The sequence below is a fragment of the Kurthia sp. Dielmo genome, from assembly GCF_000307285.2.
GTDB classification, from domain to species: domain Bacteria; phylum Bacillota; class Bacilli; order Bacillales_A; family Planococcaceae; genus Kurthia; species Kurthia populi.
This window is the reverse complement of the sequence record NZ_HE578962.1, coordinates 92,506-109,419: the sequence shown is the minus strand read 5'-3', so window position 1 is coordinate 109,419 and position 16,914 is coordinate 92,506. Positions and strand designations below refer to the sequence as shown.

At 38.7% G+C, this 16,914-nt stretch carries 16 protein-coding genes and 1 tRNA gene; 3 read left to right on the top strand and 14 right to left on the bottom strand.

Features of this window, described 5'->3' with window-relative positions; genetic code table 11:
- Positions 1-6 precede the first annotated feature (6 nt).
- The 5 genes from KTHG_RS17235 to KTHG_RS17215 all read right to left on the bottom strand — a co-directional run bounded on the left by KTHG_RS17235 (position 7) and on the right by KTHG_RS17215 (position 5,639).
- Positions 7-1,191, bottom strand: coding sequence for a phosphoglycerate kinase (locus tag KTHG_RS17235; RefSeq protein WP_139995520.1), 1,185 nt, complete (start codon positions 1,189-1,191; stop codon positions 7-9).
- Between the two features lie 182 nt (positions 1,192-1,373).
- On the bottom strand, positions 1,374-2,381 hold the full coding sequence (gap, locus tag KTHG_RS17230; RefSeq protein ID WP_126991277.1) for a type I glyceraldehyde-3-phosphate dehydrogenase: 1,008 nt from the start codon (positions 2,379-2,381) through the stop codon (positions 1,374-1,376).
- 27 nt (positions 2,382-2,408) lie between these two features.
- Positions 2,409-3,446 carry a sugar-binding transcriptional regulator gene (locus KTHG_RS17225; protein WP_126991276.1) on the bottom strand — a complete coding sequence of 346 codons (1,038 nt, stop codon included), beginning with the start codon at positions 3,444-3,446 and terminating at the stop codon, positions 2,409-2,411.
- Positions 3,447-3,692: 246 nt separating this feature from the next.
- Positions 3,693-3,953: a glutaredoxin family protein gene (locus KTHG_RS17220; RefSeq protein ID WP_139995518.1), complete on the bottom strand. Its 261-nt coding sequence runs from the start codon at positions 3,951-3,953 to the stop codon at positions 3,693-3,695.
- 159 nt (positions 3,954-4,112) lie between these two features.
- Positions 4,113-5,639, bottom strand: a complete 1,527-nt coding sequence (locus tag KTHG_RS17215; protein ID WP_139995516.1) for a DHA2 family efflux MFS transporter permease subunit — start codon at positions 5,637-5,639, stop codon at positions 4,113-4,115.
- A gap of 228 nt (positions 5,640-5,867) precedes the next feature.
- Between KTHG_RS17215 and KTHG_RS17210 the strand changes: the two genes are divergently transcribed.
- Positions 5,868-6,749, top strand: coding sequence for a TetR/AcrR family transcriptional regulator (locus KTHG_RS17210; RefSeq protein ID WP_139995514.1), 882 nt, complete (start codon positions 5,868-5,870; stop codon positions 6,747-6,749).
- 43 nt (positions 6,750-6,792) lie between these two features.
- On the opposite strand, the gene KTHG_RS17205 is transcribed toward KTHG_RS17210, so the two are convergent.
- Both KTHG_RS17205 and KTHG_RS17200 read right to left on the bottom strand, forming a co-directional pair.
- A complete protein-coding gene (locus KTHG_RS17205) occupies positions 6,793-8,223 on the bottom strand; it encodes a polysaccharide pyruvyl transferase family protein (RefSeq protein WP_126991272.1) in 1,431 nt (476 codons plus the stop codon).
- A 204-nt stretch (positions 8,224-8,427) separates the two neighbouring features.
- Positions 8,428-8,499, bottom strand: a tRNA-Arg gene (locus KTHG_RS17200).
- A 164-nt stretch (positions 8,500-8,663) separates the two neighbouring features.
- Between KTHG_RS17200 and clpP the strand changes: the two genes are divergently transcribed.
- Entirely contained in the window at positions 8,664-9,254 is a 591-nt protein-coding gene (clpP, locus tag KTHG_RS17195) for an ATP-dependent Clp endopeptidase proteolytic subunit ClpP (protein WP_126991271.1), read from the top strand.
- 126 nt (positions 9,255-9,380) lie between these two features.
- Positions 9,381-10,190 carry a glycerophosphodiester phosphodiesterase family protein gene (locus KTHG_RS17190; protein ID WP_126991270.1) on the top strand — a complete coding sequence of 270 codons (810 nt, stop codon included), beginning with the start codon at positions 9,381-9,383 and terminating at the stop codon, positions 10,188-10,190.
- Between the two features lie 122 nt (positions 10,191-10,312).
- Here KTHG_RS17190 and KTHG_RS17185 read toward each other — a convergent pair whose 3' ends face one another.
- From KTHG_RS17185 to KTHG_RS17155, 7 genes are all read right to left on the bottom strand, one after another.
- Positions 10,313-10,645: a hypothetical protein gene (locus KTHG_RS17185; RefSeq protein ID WP_126991269.1), complete on the bottom strand. Its 333-nt coding sequence runs from the start codon at positions 10,643-10,645 to the stop codon at positions 10,313-10,315.
- 209 nt (positions 10,646-10,854) lie between these two features.
- A complete protein-coding gene (locus KTHG_RS17180) occupies positions 10,855-12,846 on the bottom strand; it encodes an LPXTG cell wall anchor domain-containing protein (protein ID WP_139995512.1) in 1,992 nt (663 codons plus the stop codon).
- Between the two features lie 386 nt (positions 12,847-13,232).
- Positions 13,233-13,487, bottom strand: a complete 255-nt coding sequence (locus KTHG_RS17175) for an HPr family phosphocarrier protein (protein ID WP_126991266.1) — start codon at positions 13,485-13,487, stop codon at positions 13,233-13,235.
- 23 nt (positions 13,488-13,510) lie between these two features.
- Positions 13,511-14,461 carry a DNA-binding protein WhiA gene (whiA, locus tag KTHG_RS17170; protein ID WP_139995509.1) on the bottom strand — a complete coding sequence of 317 codons (951 nt, stop codon included), beginning with the start codon at positions 14,459-14,461 and terminating at the stop codon, positions 13,511-13,513.
- Positions 14,462-14,482: 21 nt separating this feature from the next.
- The gene (locus KTHG_RS17165; protein WP_126991264.1) at positions 14,483-15,448 is read right to left on the bottom strand and encodes a gluconeogenesis factor YvcK family protein; all 966 of its coding nucleotides are present in this window, start codon (positions 15,446-15,448) and stop codon (positions 14,483-14,485) included.
- A gap of 5 nt (positions 15,449-15,453) precedes the next feature.
- Complete coding sequence (gene rapZ, locus KTHG_RS17160; RefSeq protein WP_126991263.1) at positions 15,454-16,332, bottom strand: RNase adapter RapZ; 879 nt, start codon at positions 16,330-16,332, stop codon at positions 15,454-15,456.
- A gap of 1 nt (position 16,333) precedes the next feature.
- The gene (locus KTHG_RS17155; RefSeq protein ID WP_126991262.1) at positions 16,334-16,810 is read right to left on the bottom strand and encodes an NUDIX hydrolase; all 477 of its coding nucleotides are present in this window, start codon (positions 16,808-16,810) and stop codon (positions 16,334-16,336) included.
- Between the last annotated feature and the right edge of the window lie 104 nt (positions 16,811-16,914).

The following is a 16,914-nucleotide window of genomic DNA, read 5'->3' as shown; positions in this document are numbered from 1 at the left end:
TATAGTTTATTTATCGTTTAACGCGACAACGCCTGGAAGCTCTTTGCCTTCCATGAATTCAAGTGAAGCACCGCCACCAGTTGATACATGTGACATTTTTTCTGCAACACCGAATTTTTCAACCGCGGCAGCTGAGTCGCCACCGCCGATTACTGTATAGCCTTCTGTTTCTGCCATCGCATTGGCTACGGCTTTTGTACCGTTTGCGAAAGCATCCATTTCAAACACACCCATTGGGCCATTCCAAATGATTAATTTTGAATTTTTAATAACGTCCGCATAGATTTCAGCCGTTTTTGGACCAATATCTAATCCCATATAATCTGCAGGAATTTTATCGATATCGACTACTTTTGTATTGGCATCTTTTGAAAACTCGTCCGCTACAACTGCATCGACAGGCATATAGAAGTTTACGCCTTTGTCTTCTGCTTTTTTGATAAATGATTTTGCTAAGTCAATTTTGTCTTCTTCAAGAAGAGATGTCCCAACTTCGTGACCTTGTGCCTTTGTGAATGTGTAAGACAATCCGCCACCGATAATTAAGTTATCCACTTTTTCTAACAGGTGGTTAATCACGTCGATTTTATCTTTTACTTTAGCGCCACCGATGATTGCTGTGAATGGACGATCAGGGTCTGCTAGTGCTTTCCCTAAAACATCTAATTCTTTTTGCATCAAGAAGCCTGATACAGCAGGTAAAAATTCTGCGATACCTGCTGTTGTTGCGTGTGCACGGTGAGCGGCACCAAAGGCGTCATTCACATAGACATCTGCAAGCTCCGCAAATTGTTTTGCAAGTGCTGGATCATTTTTTTCCTCACCAGCGTGGAAACGTACATTTTCAAGTAATACGATGTCGCCATCTTCCATAGCTGCGACAACCGCTTTCACGTTTTCACCTACAGATTCGTCTAATTTCTTCACTGGCTTACCTAGCAATTCTGCTAAACGCTCGCCTGCTGCTGTTAAACGAAGCTCTTCTTTTACTTCACCTTTTGGACGGCCTAGGTGACTTGATAAAATCACTTTGGCACCTTCATCGACTAAATATTGGATTGTTGGTAATGCTGCGCGAATACGTGTGTCATCTGTTACTTTTCCATCTTCCATTGGCACATTAAAGTCCACACGTACAAATACGCGTTTACCTTTCACATCAATATCTTTTACCGATTTTTTCTCATTCATCTACAGAATGCCTCCCTTTAGCGCGTGTAAAACGCTTACTTGCTATCAATAAAAAAGGAGAAGTAACCGTCTCGCTCTTCTCCTCTTTTTTCAAACTCATTATATACGCTAACTACTTAAAAGGCTAATTATTTTTTCAAAATAAAGATTTCTTTTAAAAGCGAGCGTTTCGTATTCAATTATTAGAATCCTTGTTTTGCAACATATTCAGCAAGGTCTACAACACGAGTTGAGTAACCTGTTTCGTTATCGTACCAAGCAAGTACTTTCACTAAATTGTCTTCAAGAACCATTGTTGATAATGCGTCAACTGTTGAAGAAGAAGTGTTACCGTTGTAATCAATTGATACAAGTGGTTCTTCAGAGTAAGAAAGTTTACCCGCAAGTGAACCTTCTTCAGATGCTGCTTTGAATGCGGCATTTAATTCTTCAACTGTTACGTTTTGATCTAACTCAGCTACTAAGTCAACAAGTGATACGTTTGGTGTTGGTACGCGGATTGCCATCCCATCTAATTTACCTTCAAGTTGAGGTAAAACTTTTGCTACTGCTGATGCTGCACCTGTAGTTGTTGGGATGCTAGACATAGCAGCCGCACGTGCACGACGGTAATCTTTGTGTGGAAGGTCTAAGATTTTTTGGTCATTTGTGTATGAGTGAACTGTTGTCATCATACCGCGTTTGATACCAAATTTTTCGTCTAACACTTTCGCTACTGGCGCTAAGCAGTTTGTTGTACAAGATGCGTTAGAGAATACGATATCTTCGTCTTTGTTGTATGTTTCTTCGTTAACACCCATTACGAATGTTGGCATATTTTTACCTGGAGCAGACACGATAACTTTTTTAGCACCTGCATCAACGTGTTTTTTCGCATCATCATAGTTTGTGAAGCGACCAGTTGATTCAACTACGATATCAACGTCTAATTCACCCCATGGTAATTTCGCTGGGTCTGTTTCTGCGTATACACGAACTTTTTTGCCATTAACAAGTAAGTTTTCGCCTTCGTAAGATACGTCAGCGTCTAATTTACCGTGTACTGAATCGTATTTTAAAAGATGTGCTAACATTGCTGAGTCCGTTAAGTCATTTACTGCGACAATCTCGATGTCCTCGCGTTGTAATGCTGTGCGGAATACTAATCGTCCAATACGTCCAAATCCGTTGATTGCTAATTTAAAAGTCATGTCTATTTCCTCCAATAGTATAATTAATTAAATTTCTTCTCGAATTATTTTTAACATTTCCTGTGCAGCAGATAAATCTGTGATGAAGTTTGTTTGTTCTGGTGCATTTGTAAAGTACGCTAAAATCGCTTTGGCTTTTGAAGCACCACCTGCTAAGGCGATAACAGTGGGACATTTTTTGACCTGCTCTAGTTGTAGACCAACTGTCCGGATGCGCTGTACAGCTTTCCCTGTTTCATCAAAGTAATAACCAAATGCCTCGCCGATCGCACCATGCTCTCGTAACTTCTCTACTTCATCAGAGGTAGAATTACGACGCCATGCCATCTCGTCGGCAGAACCAACACCGTGAACGACGATATCTGTGCGATCATATAAATCGAGCATGTCCTTTACAATAGGTTCGTGAATCATCGCATTATATGCGGCTTCACTTAGATGCTCTGGTAAGTACAATGTGCGATACTCATTGCCAGTATTGTTCGCAAACTCTGCGGCAATCGTATTCGCTTGCATCTTCACATCAACACCCATGCCCCCACGCGCTGCGATAAATGTCGCACCGCGTATCTTCGAAGCTGTCGACAACTGTTCACCTACCGCCGCAACCGTACTACCACCTGTAACGGCGATAATATCACCTTGCTTCGCTTCACGTTTTAAAAGATTCGCCGCTTCGACGCCCATCATTGCCTTCACTGAAGGTTCCTGATCGACATTCCCATCGACAATCGTCATACGTTTCACGCGTAAATGTTTTTGCAGTTGTCGTTCCAAATCTGTAATACCTGACCATTCATACACAAGCGGCTTCAGCACATCTAAAATTTGAATTCCTGCCTCTGAAATCGACATCCCTGTACGATTTGCAACGATTAACCCCTGCTCACGCATTAGGTCTGTTTCTTTCCTCACTTCTCGCTCTGCTAGAGAGAGACTATCTGCTAAAGCACGACGACCGATTGGCCCAAGCATTTGGACCATATTTAAAATACGGTAGCGTACTTGTAGCAAACCTGACATCTCAGGCAGCATTTTCAATTGTGCTTCCGTTAATGAAGGCATACTCTCTCTCCTCTCAGTGGGTTCTTTTTATCCCATATATACATTTTCTATCCCACTCACTATAAAAAAATATTTCTTTTGTTCCTACGTCCATTATAGCAGGTTAAATATTGCTTTGCAAACATGGGCTAATTATGTCCCACCGAGAGTGGCTAATTAAATGTTTACATTAATTTGTATTCCCACTTAGCCATAATTAAAACATTTTTTAATAAAAAAAGAAGAATTGCTCGAAGCAATTCTTCCCTAAAGTGCTTGTTCAAATGATGAATCCGGCTGTTCTGTCACTGCTTCAATAATCGTCTCATAATCTAAGATACCATATTGAATCATTTCGCCGTCTTTTTCGAGAACCGGAATCATCATCATGTACCTCTCATGCAAGTCTTCATCCTGTTCGATATCTACGGTCGCAAATTCAAACGGAACTTCCTGCTGGACGAGGCGCATCATGTTCATTCCTTCCTCACAAAGACGACAATTTTGTCGACTGTAAAAAGTGAGCATGTGAACACTCCTTTGCTGTTTTATATTGATTCTCTATATTATAGAAGAAACTCAAATAAAATGGTAGCGTTTACCCCCCGCTAAAGACAGAAAAAAAAGCAGTCAAACGAGAAATTCGTTGACTACCCTTTTCTATTTCTTCCTATTATAAAGGAATGTTTATTTACCCATTTTCATTGGCGTTACTTGTACGCGTTTTAAGAAGAATGATAAGACAAGCGCGACAATTGTAACAATCATTGCGATAAAGAATGAGAAGTTAATCCCTTCAACCATCGCTTTGTTTGCCATTGTTTCAGCAAGCTCTTTCCCGTATTTCGCTAATTGAACTTCTGTCATTTGCTCACCATTTTGAGCAGCTTCCATTGCTTTTTCTTTTACTTTATCTGCAACAGTTGCTTCAATATCTAGATCTTCTGCTGCTGATTTTGTACGATTTGTCATAATTGTGATCATCACGGCTGAACCAATTGCACCTGCAACTTGCTGAAGTGTGTTGTTGATTGCTGTACCATGTGGATTTAAACGCATTGGTAATTGGTTTAAACCATTTGTCATGATTGGCATCATTACCATTGACATACCAAACATACGCACTGTATACGCTACGATTAAATACGTGTAAGACGTATCTAATGTTAATTTAGATAAATAGTAAGTTGATGCTGTGACGATTGCTAGACCTACGATTGCTAATGGACGCGGCCCAACGCGGTCAAATAATTTACCTGTAATTGGTGACATGAAGCCCATCATTAGAGCACCTGGTAACATCATTAAACCAGCATCTAATGGTGAAATACCGCGAACATTTTGTACATATAATGGTGTTAAAATCATACCAGAGAACATCGCCATTGAGATGATAACGGAAATGACACTACCCATTGCATACATTGGGAATTTATATACTTCTAAGCTTAGAAGCGGTTTTTCTAGTTTCAGTTGACGGAAGACGAACAAGATAAGTGCGATGGCACCGATTGTGATCGTTCCCCATACTTCGATTGCGTCCCAACCTGCTGATGAAGCAGTTGAGAAGCCATATAATAAACCACCAAAACCAATTGTTGATAAGATAATCGAGAAAACATCGAGTGTTACTGGTTTTGTTTCCATAATATTATCAAATTTAAAGATCGCTAATAATAATGAAATGATAGCGAACGGTAAGATGATAATGAATAGGTAATGCCATGAGAAGTGCTCAACTAAATAACCTGATAATGTAGGTCCGATAGCTGGCGCCATGATCATTACAAGACCAAAGATACCCATTGCTGCACCACGTTTTTCAACTGGGAAGCTGACTAACATGATGTTCATAAGAAGTGGTCCCATAACAGAAGCACCTAATGCTTGAATCATACGAGCGGCTAATAAAATACCAAAGTTTGGTGCGACAATTGCTAATGCAGTACCAATTGTAAAAATCGCCATTGATGTGACGAATAATGTTTTGTTTTTAAAACGTGTAATTAAAAATGCACTGGCTGGTACAAGTACCCCAGTTACAAGCATATAACCTGTTGCTAACCATTGAACCGTTGATGCTTCAACATCAAAATCTTTCATGATTGAAGGTAATGCTACATTTAATAGCGTGTTATTTAAGAACGCTACGAATGCCCCAACGAATAAAATGGCAATCATTAAATACGGGGGCTTTTTAAGTGGTTGATCCATGTTCAATTCCCTCTTTGCCTAATATTTATATTTACTTCGATTTCAAAGTTCACTTGATACATTTTATACTCGCAGTCCAATTTTTGCAAGAAAAATATTTTATTCGAGAATAAACCGCCATTTAAAGCGTTTTCTTCACTATAATATGAGTCCAATTCACTTGAAATTAATCCGAACTATGATTAAAATTATACTGCTAGTCCAAAATAGAATAAAAAAGGTGACTAAATGAACAACCGCAAAAGACAAATTATTCAGGCCTGTATTAAGCTCTTCTCTGAAAAAGGCTTTGTAGAAACGTCCATTCAAGAAATTATTGAAGAAGCTAAAATTTCAAAAGGCACATTTTATAATTACTTCCCATCAAAAAAAGACTGCCTAATCGCCATCTTAGATATCGGGCGAAAAGAAACGACAGTCCGTAAAGTTAAAGCGATTACTGGCAAAGAAAAAAACGACAAGTCTGTCCTTGCCGCTCAACTTATCGCCACGATGCAAGTGAACCACGAACATAATCTGCTACCGATTTTTGAGTCCATCCTGCATTCGGGTGATAAAGATTTAAAGCGCCTCGTCGATCAAAATCTCCTGCAAGAGATTGATTGGACCGCGCGCAGATTACTAGACGTCTATGGCACAAAATTAGTTCCCTATCATTATGATGCATCCATTCTATTATTTGGTATGATGCATCAGATGTTCCACATCGGGAAGTTAATTAATTACCCACGTGGCAATGCGATGGAATTTATAACATTCGCATTAGACCAACTAGATGCCATTACCCCAACATTAATTAGCAACCAAAAGACGCTGCTTGGACCAACTTTTGAGGAATTTATTAATGAAAATATCGAAGCACGTATCATTGATAAAAAGGAACTTCTCAAGCAGCTCCATGGCTTTAAATCGTATTTAAAAGATTTATCAAACCAGCAACAAGAATACATTGCTTATTTAATCGAAGAATTAGAACGTGATATACCACGCTACCATGTGATTAATGCGGTTGCTTTCCAGTTTTATAATAGCTTCCGTGATACACCGCACGCACCAGAAGCCATTGAAATCACGAATCAGCTATGGCAACTTTCAAAAAATAATAGTTAATCAAAAAGAGGTCAGGACAGTTACGTCCCGACCTCTTTTTTTATTATTTTTTATTACCACGTAATTTTGCGACTTTATCCGCTAAGCCTAAAGTTGCTTTTACCGCTTTACGATTTAATGTGTTTTCTTGGAATTTTACTTTTTTATTCAGTCGCTCAATTTCCTGCTTGTACGCCGCAATTTTAGCTGCATCATTTTTCTTCGCAGCCATTTCACGTTTTACACGACGTTCTGTACGTGCATTTTCTGCGTCATTAAATGCTTGCCAACGACGTACTTGCTCATCAATTGGTGCTGTTACATATGGTGTCACAACGCCTGGAATATCAACATTTTTGATTTTCTCATCAAAAGGTGTCGTTTTTGGATACATTGTTTCCTTATACGCATGGTCTAAGTTATTTTTATTTAAGAAGCCAATAAAGCGGTCAAAGTTCTCATTCGCCACTTTCTCTGGTTTATGGAAGTCACTTTGTTCGATAATATCCCAGATGTTTGTGTCCTCTGTAATATCTGGACCCCAGTAATTATTTAATTGGTGATAGTCCGTTAATTCACGCATACGACCATCTTTCGGCAAGATGATGCTTGGTGTCCCTGCAATCGTTGCAGCAATATTCCCGTGAAGACGTGCACCAAAGCTTAAATCTACTTCTTGTAATAACTCCATCCATGTTGGAATATTTACTGGGTAGCGCACATGATCTCCTGTGTAATATTCATCTAATACAGATTCCGGATACACTTTATTTTGGCTAGGTAGGTCCGGTCCACCTAAGTAGGTCATTTTCAGTTCTTTTAGCCACTGTGGAATATAGTAGTAGTTGCCAAATTCATGACGGCTACGATCAATAAAGTTTAATACATTATCTGGTGATAAACGTGAGTTGTTAATTGACACTAACGAATCCTTTGTAATGTTCGTATCTCGAATTTTCAAATCACGACCGAAACTATACATCGACGGACAGCCAATTGGCATATGGTCTACGCCTTCTTGGAAGCCAAGTCCTGTTAAGTAGTCTGAAGTGATTTGACCACGTACCCCAATCATTGCTGATTTATTTAATACAGCTTTTACGAATTTTTTCGTTGCATCGTCAAATTCATATTTCGCACCTTTTTGTGCATCAAATGGCGTACGAGCCCCTACACCGATTACATAAACCGGAATTGTTAATTTATTAATCAGCTCTGCATAACGCTCTAAATGCCCGATGAAATCTGGACGGAATGCATCCGCTAACGGAATAATATAACCGTCATAATTTGCATTAATCATATCTGCATCTTTCGGATTTAATCGATAATAATCCGGCACAATCATGACATCCTCAGTCGTTAATGTGCGGTAAATCCCATAAGCATAAACTAAGTTCCCTACATTCCCTCCAATAGAGTTCGTAGAAGCGATATGTGCTGGGTCAAAGTTGTTTAGTGGGGACATCCCAGAACGCATTAAGATTTTTTTCATATTTGTTCTCCTTTCAATTACAATCACTTTATTAGTTGTCCGTACAAGCACTCTACTACATAGTAGTTAATTTATATATGAAATGTCAATGAAATCACTTGCTCCATTGTAAATGCTCTAAAATATAAAAAAACCGCACAAATGCACAGTTTTTTTAGAAATTATATGTTTCAATTGACCTATCAAAAGGTATTTAAAAATGGATGCCCCTGGAGGGAATCGAACCCCCAGCCTAAGAACCGGAATCTTATGTTTTATCCATTAAACTACAGAGGCATAGCTATATGACGACCTTACTATTATACTAGGTAAAGAGCGTATTATCAACTTTCTATTAAATGATTCATTTCATTTGACCTTTATTGACCAAAAAAGTTATGATATGTTTACAAGGCAACGAAACAGTGCCAATTTTATGGACATATAAGGAGGAAATACTTATGAACTTAATTCCTACAGTCATCGAAACAACAAACCGCGGCGAACGCGCATATGACATCTACTCTCGTCTTTTAAAAGACCGCATCATCATGCTAGGTAGTGCAATCGACGATAACGTAGCAAACGCAATCGTATCTCAACTTCTATTCCTAGAAGCAGAAGATCCAGAAAAAGATATCTACCTATACATCAACTCTCCAGGTGGCTCTGTAACAGCTGGTATGGCCATTTACGATACAATGCAGTTCATCAAACCAGATGTACAAACAATCTGCATCGGTATGGCTGCTTCAATGGGATCATTCCTATTAACAGCTGGTACAAAAGGAAAACGTTTTGCATTACCAAACGCTGAAATCATGATTCACCAACCACTAGGTGGCGCTCAAGGTCAAGCGACTGAAATCGAAATCGCAGCAAAACATATCTTAAAAACACGCGAAAAATTAAACCGCATCTTAGCTGAACGCACTGGTCAACCGATCGAAGTAATCGAAAAAGATACAGATCGTGACAACTACATGTCAGCTGAACGTGCGCTAGAATACGGTATCATTGATAAAATCATGGAACGTAACGAAACAAAATAGTTTTTCATTCCTAACACTAAACAACCATTTCTCATTGGTTGTTTAGTGTTTTTTTATGTTTTTTAGTATTCATTTGCCAAAAAAATGCAGTATGATAGAATCATATACTTAAGGGAGGGATTTTAATTGACCTATTTCAAAAGAATTTTAGCTATTTGTCTGAGCATGAGCTTAGTTTCACCTATGGTCGCTTCTGCTGATACAAATACAGCTTCCTGGCTAAAATGGAAGAATACAAAACTCAGTGCTCACCGTGGTGCACAAGTGGTCGCACCTGAAAATTCATTAGCTGGTGTACAAGGCGCAAAAGAACTTGGCTATGCCTTTATTGAAATCGATGTGCGTAAAACAGCAGACAATCAATATGTATTAATGCACGATAAAACAATCGACCGTACAACTACTGGATATGGTTCTGTCGCTAGTCAAAAATTAAAACAACTTCGTGTATATCATCTTGTAGATAAAAATAATAGGCTAACAACCGAAAAAATCCCAACATTAAAGGACGTATTAGCTTCAGCCAAAAAATATAATGTTGGCGTCAATATTGATGGCTCGAAAGGCGATTTTGGTGATCAAAAATACGCCAAAGGCATCGTGACCCTTGTCAAAAAGGCCAATATGTACAATAAAACATTTTTCGTCATCTCAGATAGTAAAGCACGTGCGAAATTCAATAAAAATTATCCAAATGCCACAATTTCATTTATCGGCAATCCTAAAAAAAGCGTAGCAAGTGATATTAAAAAGCTTAAAAAATACAAACATGCCATTTATACAACCCATATTAATAATCTTGATGCCGCTACAGCAAAAAAAATCCGTGCTAGCGGACTGCGTATTCATATTTATGGCGTCAATACAAAAAGCGCCTATAAACGCGCCAAAAGCTATAAGCCACTACTAGTCGAAACCGATAAACTGAAACCATAAAAAAAGAGAGCTCCCAATCGGAAGCTCTCTTTTTGTGTGCCATTCGGCAGCACTCTCTGTAACAACAAGAAATGACCTAAAAGCGTTCGTTTAGACTTTTTCTTACTACCACAAAACAGTGGTTATTCTACAACATTGTGTAATTGTTTTAATTCATAATAGAAGTCGCCTGATTTACTACCAACGTTACCAGCGCGTAATGCTGTAGTGTAGTGAATAGTTGTTGTTACTTCTTTACCTTCAAATGTAGAAGTTGTTGTTAAGTTATTCATTTCTTCGCCATCAGTAATTTCTGGACGTTTAACGTTTGTGTGACCTAATTCTTCTAAAAGTTCTACAGCTTTGTTTTCACGACCGATGTGGAACTCGATTAATTCAGGGATTTTTAAGTCGACGATTTGTTCTTTTTGACCTTCAGTTTTGATATGTGCAATGTACGTAATATCTAATTCCATGATGAAAAATCCTCCATCCAAATGTATAAGTTTTATTTATACTTATTCTATCATTTAATTACCCCGCTTCACACTTTCAAAACTTACGCCACCGCATAAATTGCATCTAGAAAAAGAACAATTCCGACCTAAAGAGCGTTTTTGAAATTCGATATAGTAAAAAAGAACAAAAAAAAGAAGGAACCACCAAAGCGGTGATTCCTCTCTTTTTATGCTTTACGACGATTACGCTTAAATAACATAAACGCTGCGCCAATTAACAGCATCCCTACTAAGCTATAAAGCGCTACCTGCTCCCCTGTTTGAGGTAGTAGGCTACTTCCTGTTGAAGGTGCTTTATTGCCAGTAGTGTCATTTGTCGCATTATTGCCGTTTCCTGGCGTGTTATTGCCATTATTGTTGTTACCATTTTGATTATCTGAGTTATTATCATCAGCATCAGTGTCGCCATTTTGATTGCCGTTATTGTTATTGTCGCTATCATCGCTATCCGGGCCTTCATCTGGCATGTTGCCATCATTTGGATCCTCATCTACACCATCATCCCCATTATCCGGGTCTTCAGGGTCTACATCTGGATCTTCTGGATCGGTTGGTTCTTCTGTTGCATCATCCGCTAATAATGTGATTGTTACGTCACATTCATCTTCTGGTACAATCGCTGTTTCTGTTTCATAATTTGATTTTACAAATGTAATTTCTGTACCTGGCACTAGTGGTGTATCAAATGTGTACGTACCATTTGTCGTTTTCACTGTTTTACCATCTACTGTTACTTTTACAGTATTAATGATATCACCATCTTCATCGATTACATTTACAGTGAAATGTTCACATTTTTCTGGTGTTGTCGGCGTAATTGTAATAATCGTATTACACTCTTTTTCATGTAATGGTACGGTTGTTTCTTCGTAACCATTTACTGTTACCGTTACCTTTTTACCCGGCTCAAGCGTTGGCTCGTTGCCTGGTTCAAATGTTACTTTACCATCTTCAGTCACTTTACCAGTCGTTGTTTTACCATCTTCTGTTGTCACAGTTATTGTTGTACCCGCTTCTGGTTTATCACCTGTTGAAGGCGTTACTGTAATCGTTGGATTTTCACATTTTTCCGGTGTTGGATCTACCGGCGGTGTAATTGGTGGTGTTACTACTGGCGGATTTGGTGGGTCTGTTGGTTTATCTTTCGCTAACGTTACTGCCACTTCACAATCTTTATTCGCAGAAACCTTCATTTCACCATAGCCTTCTTTTGTTACCGTAATTTGACTATTTTCAGTAATTGCATTACTTTCAAATGTCACGACACCATTTCTATCTGTCGTTGCAGTAAGGCCTGTACCATAGATTGAAACGGTTGCTCCTTCTACAACACCATCTTCGTCATTTACTGTAACTGTAAAGTGTGGACATGCTTGAATATCTTGCTGTAATTTCACTGTTAAGATTGTCGCACAGTTTTCTAAATCTGCTTTTGTTAATGTTAAAGTTGTTGATTTATAACCGTCCGCTGTCACTTTTACAACGACACCTTCAGAAATATAATCTTTTTTCTCTGCATCTGTTAATGTCGCAAGACCTGCTTCATCTGTCGTTGCAGATAATTTTGTTGTCGTAACTTTAGCTCCTGCAATTTCTTTACCTGTTTCATCGGTCACTTTGATTTCAAATTTATCACAGGCAGCAGGTTTTGCCGGTAATTCTACTTCTAATTTACATGGTGCTTCCTCTTTAATCACAATTGTTTGTTTCTCATAACCTTCTTGTGAAATTTCAACAATTGTTCCTGGTTCTAATGTTGGGACCGCATTGTTTTCAAATTCAACAATACCTTTTCCCCCTACAATACCTTTTAATGGTGTTTCCGAGCCATCTTTAACAATGACTGTCGCACCTTCAAGATATGGAGATTTTGCAACGTCTACTTCAAATGTAGGGCAAACTTTTGGTGCTTCTTCCATTGAAACCGCTAATTCACACTCTTCTGTTTCGCCTACAACTTGGGCGATTGTTGTATAGCTATCTTTTGTAACAACAATTTTTGTATCTGCTGTAATACTTACATCTTCAAATGTTACCGTACCGTTTTCATCTGTCATTTTAGTATCTTCACCATATACTTTAACTTCAACATCTTTTAATGGTTGCCCATCTTTATCCGTCACCGTAAATGTGAAATCCGTACATGCTGTTTTTTGCATTGTGATAATCGTGCTACAGTCTTTTGCAGCTGTTTTGCCAACGATCGTTGTCGCTGTTTCATAGCCGTTTTTCGAAACGGTTAAATTCGTACCAACTTTGATGACATCTTTATCAGCTTCTTTAAACGTTACTTGGCCATTCGCATCTGTCGTACCTTTAACTGCTGTAAAAATATCCCGTATTTCTTAATATAAAAATGCTTTTTTTCTAATTTCAAATATGTTTTTTTATCATTTAAACCATTCGCTATACATCCTTATTATTGAAATTTATTATGTAAATTTTAAGAAGGTTTATTTTGTGAATTTTTCATAGGCAAAAAGAAGCTTTTTTTAAAAAACAAAAAAACCGCACAAATTGTACGGTTTTCGCTACTTTAATCTATTTATTTACTCGTTAAAAATTTACTTAATTTCTCAATTGCCTGCTGTTCATCTTCACCATCAGTTGTGAGCGTAATGCTTTCACCTGATGAAATGGCTAAACTCATCACTCCCATGATGCTTTTAGCGTTAATATGCTTGGTTTCTTTTTCAATAAAAATATCACTCATAAAGCTATTGGCCTCTTGTACAAAGCTTGCCGCTTGGCGTGCCTGTAACCCTGCCTCTAGCTCAACCGTTAGTTGTTGTTGGATCATTTCTTTCTTCCACTCCCCTATGACTATTTTAAATTTACCTTTTGACCTGCTCGTAATGAATCGGCAATCGAATCAATTTTACGCAGGCGATGATTAACCCCTGATTTACTAACAGTGCCCGTAGACACCATTTCCCCAAGTTCTTTCAATGTTACCTCTTGATGCTCGACACGTAAACGCGCAATTTCACGAAGCTTATCAGGTAATTGTTCAATCCCAATCATATTATCGATGAATTTAATATTTTCGACCTGACGTAGTGAGGCACCAATCGTTTTATTTAAATTGGCTGTTTCACAGTTTACAAGTCGATTTACACTATTACGCATATCTCGTAAAATACGAACATCTTCAAATTTCATCATAGCAGAATGCGAGCCCACTAGGCTTAGAAAATCGGAAATTTTTTCCGCTTCCTTTAAATACGTCACAAAGCCTTTTTTACGCTCAATCGTTTTCGCATTTAAGTCAAAGACATTCATTAAATCGGCTAGTGCCTCACCGTGCTCGCGGTATAATGAATAAATTTCTAAATGATAGGCAGATGTTTCTGGATTATTGACAGAGCCACCTGCTAAAAATGCACCTCGTAAATAAGCGCGGCGTTTATTTGATGTATCGATTAAATCATGTGATATTTCATGGTTAAAGAGGAAATTACCCGATAAAATTTCAAGGCTTTCAAGCAACTCTTTCGCACCTTCACGCACGCGGCAAATGTACACATTATTTTTTTTCAAGCGCATTTTTTTACGCACCAATAGCTCGATTGGATAATCATATAAACGCTTTAAAATGGTATACATGCGACGAGCAATCGCTGCATTTTCCGTTTGCACATCTAAACTCAGTTGACGATTTGCAAAGGATAATGAGCCATTCATCTGGATTAGCGCAGATAGCTCGGCCTTGCAACTTGCGTCGTCCGCTTCAATTTGCGTCAACTCTTTTTTCATTTCTGAAGCAAATGACATATCGATTTCCCCCTTTCGTTTTTACACTCGTTTTTCATTCGTATAGTTATATAGCCACTCGGCCACGCGTATCGCTTTATGACGGACTGTCCCGTTTTTCACGGTCGCAATGTCTGCTTGAATCACTTCAAGTCCCAGTCCTTCTAAGCGCTCTATATCGAAAACAACGGGTTCCGCACGTTCTTCTTTGTAATTTTCTTCTATATCATCCGGTACTTCCGAATGATTATTTAATAAAATGGTTTCAATAAAGGCTGTCCCTACATGATCATAAATCGCTTGCACATGATCTGCAGCTGTGTAATACGATGTTTCTCCGTCTTGCGTCATCAGGTTACAAATATATACTTTACGTCCACTCGCTGCAATGACAGCATCACGGATTTCTTTCACAAGGAAGTTTGGAATAATACTTGTATATAAGCTACCTGGTCCCACAATAATTAAATCCGCCTCTTCAATTGCTTCAATGGCATCTGGTAGAGGGCGCAGGTTTTCTTGCTTCAAAAAGACTTGTTTAATCTTTTTATGTTGTTTTGGAATAATCGATTCACCTTCGATAATTGAGCCATCTGTAAACTCTGCTAATAGCGTCATGCTTTCATTTACTACTGGAATGACACGACCATGGACATTTAACACACGGCTTAATTCACGAATGGCATGCGAAAAATCACCGGTAATCTCAGTTAATGCCGTCAGCATCAAATTACCAAGTGAGTGGCCTTTTAGCGCTTCTTTTCCTTTAAAACGATATTGAAACATTTCTTCGACAAGTGGTTCTACCTCTGACATTGCAGCAATGACATTACGCACATCGCCTGGTGGTGGAATGTCATAGTCATCGCGCAGACGACCAGAGCTACCGCCGTCATCTGCTACCGTCACAATCGCTGTCAAATCAAGAGGATACTGCTTTAATCCACGAATTAACGTAGATAAACCCGTACCGCCACCGATAATGACAGCTCGCTTGTTAGTTCCCATAAGCATTAGCCCTTTCTTTTCTCGACATCTCGGTGAGTAATAACCGTTGGTAACTCTTTTTCAAGAAGGTGCCCAAAATATTCCGCTAATGTCACAGAACGATGTTGACCACCCGTGCAACCAAACGCAATTACTAATTGGCTTTTTCCTTCTTCTTGATAACGCGGTAGCATAAATTCAAATAGATCCGTTAACTTGTTAATAAGCGTTTGCGTATCGTCCATTTTTAATACATAAGAGGATACTTCCTCATCTAGCCCCGTCATTGGACGCAGTTTTTCAATATAATAGGGGTTCGGTAAAAAGCGCACATCAAATACGAGATCCGCATCAATTGGCATCCCATGCTTAAAACCAAATGACATCACATTTACATTAAAGCTTTTCGACATTTGTGCTGAAAACTCCGTAATAATGCGCTCACGCAATTCTTTTGGTTTCATGCTTGATGTATTGTAGATGTACTGCGAGCGTTCTTTTACTTCTGTTAATAATTCACGCTCATGACGAATGCCATCTAATGGACGTCCTGTTGATGCCAATGGATGTGAACGACGCGTTTCTTTATAACGACGTACGAGTACCTCATCATCTGCATCCAAGAATAAAATTTTCGTTTCCACAATATCCTCATCCGCAATTTGATCAATCGCATCAATTAATGATGAGAAGAAATCGCCTCCACGTAAATCCATGACCGCAACCATTCGAGTAATGCCTTTTGTTGATTCTTTCATGAGATTGACAAAAGTAGGGAGTAATGTCGGTGGTAAATTGTCGATGCAATAAAAACCTAAGTCCTCAAAGCTGCGTACTGCTACCGATTTTCCCGCCCCTGACATTCCTGTAATAATAATTAACTCGTTCGATTGTGGGTTTGGCATGTTAATTTCCATTCCTTTCGACAGACGTCTGAACTGTGCTATTTAGTAATTCATATTCTTCCGTATATGTGAATGTACCGTATTGAACACCAGGCTCATTTACAGCAAATAATAAATCAATTCGGTCGCCTTCATTCATTGGCAATGTTTCTAAGTCCTTCACGTCGCGCCATTCTAAAACGCCTTCACGTGTTTCCCCGTATGGTGTACCTTCAAGGTCATTTGCTAAAAATGTATAAAGCATCCACTCATTAATGACCTCATCACCGCGCTTGATAACCATTGTAAAAACACCTTTTAAATGTGCATCAATGGCCTTCGTACCAGTTTCTTCAAAATATTCACGTGTGGCTGCCTCAAAAATTGATTCGCCATCTTCCATTTTGCCTCCTGGTGCTACATACCAGCCGCGTCGTGGTTTTTTTAATAGAAGAACTTTTCCATCCTTCTTTACTAATAAGTTCGCAATTCGTTGCACAACACGACACCTCATTTCTCTATTGTTCTATCCTTCATTATACAATGGATAGCTAAAAACGTATATCTTTCGGATTGCGCTAGTGGCATAAAATGTCGCGAAAA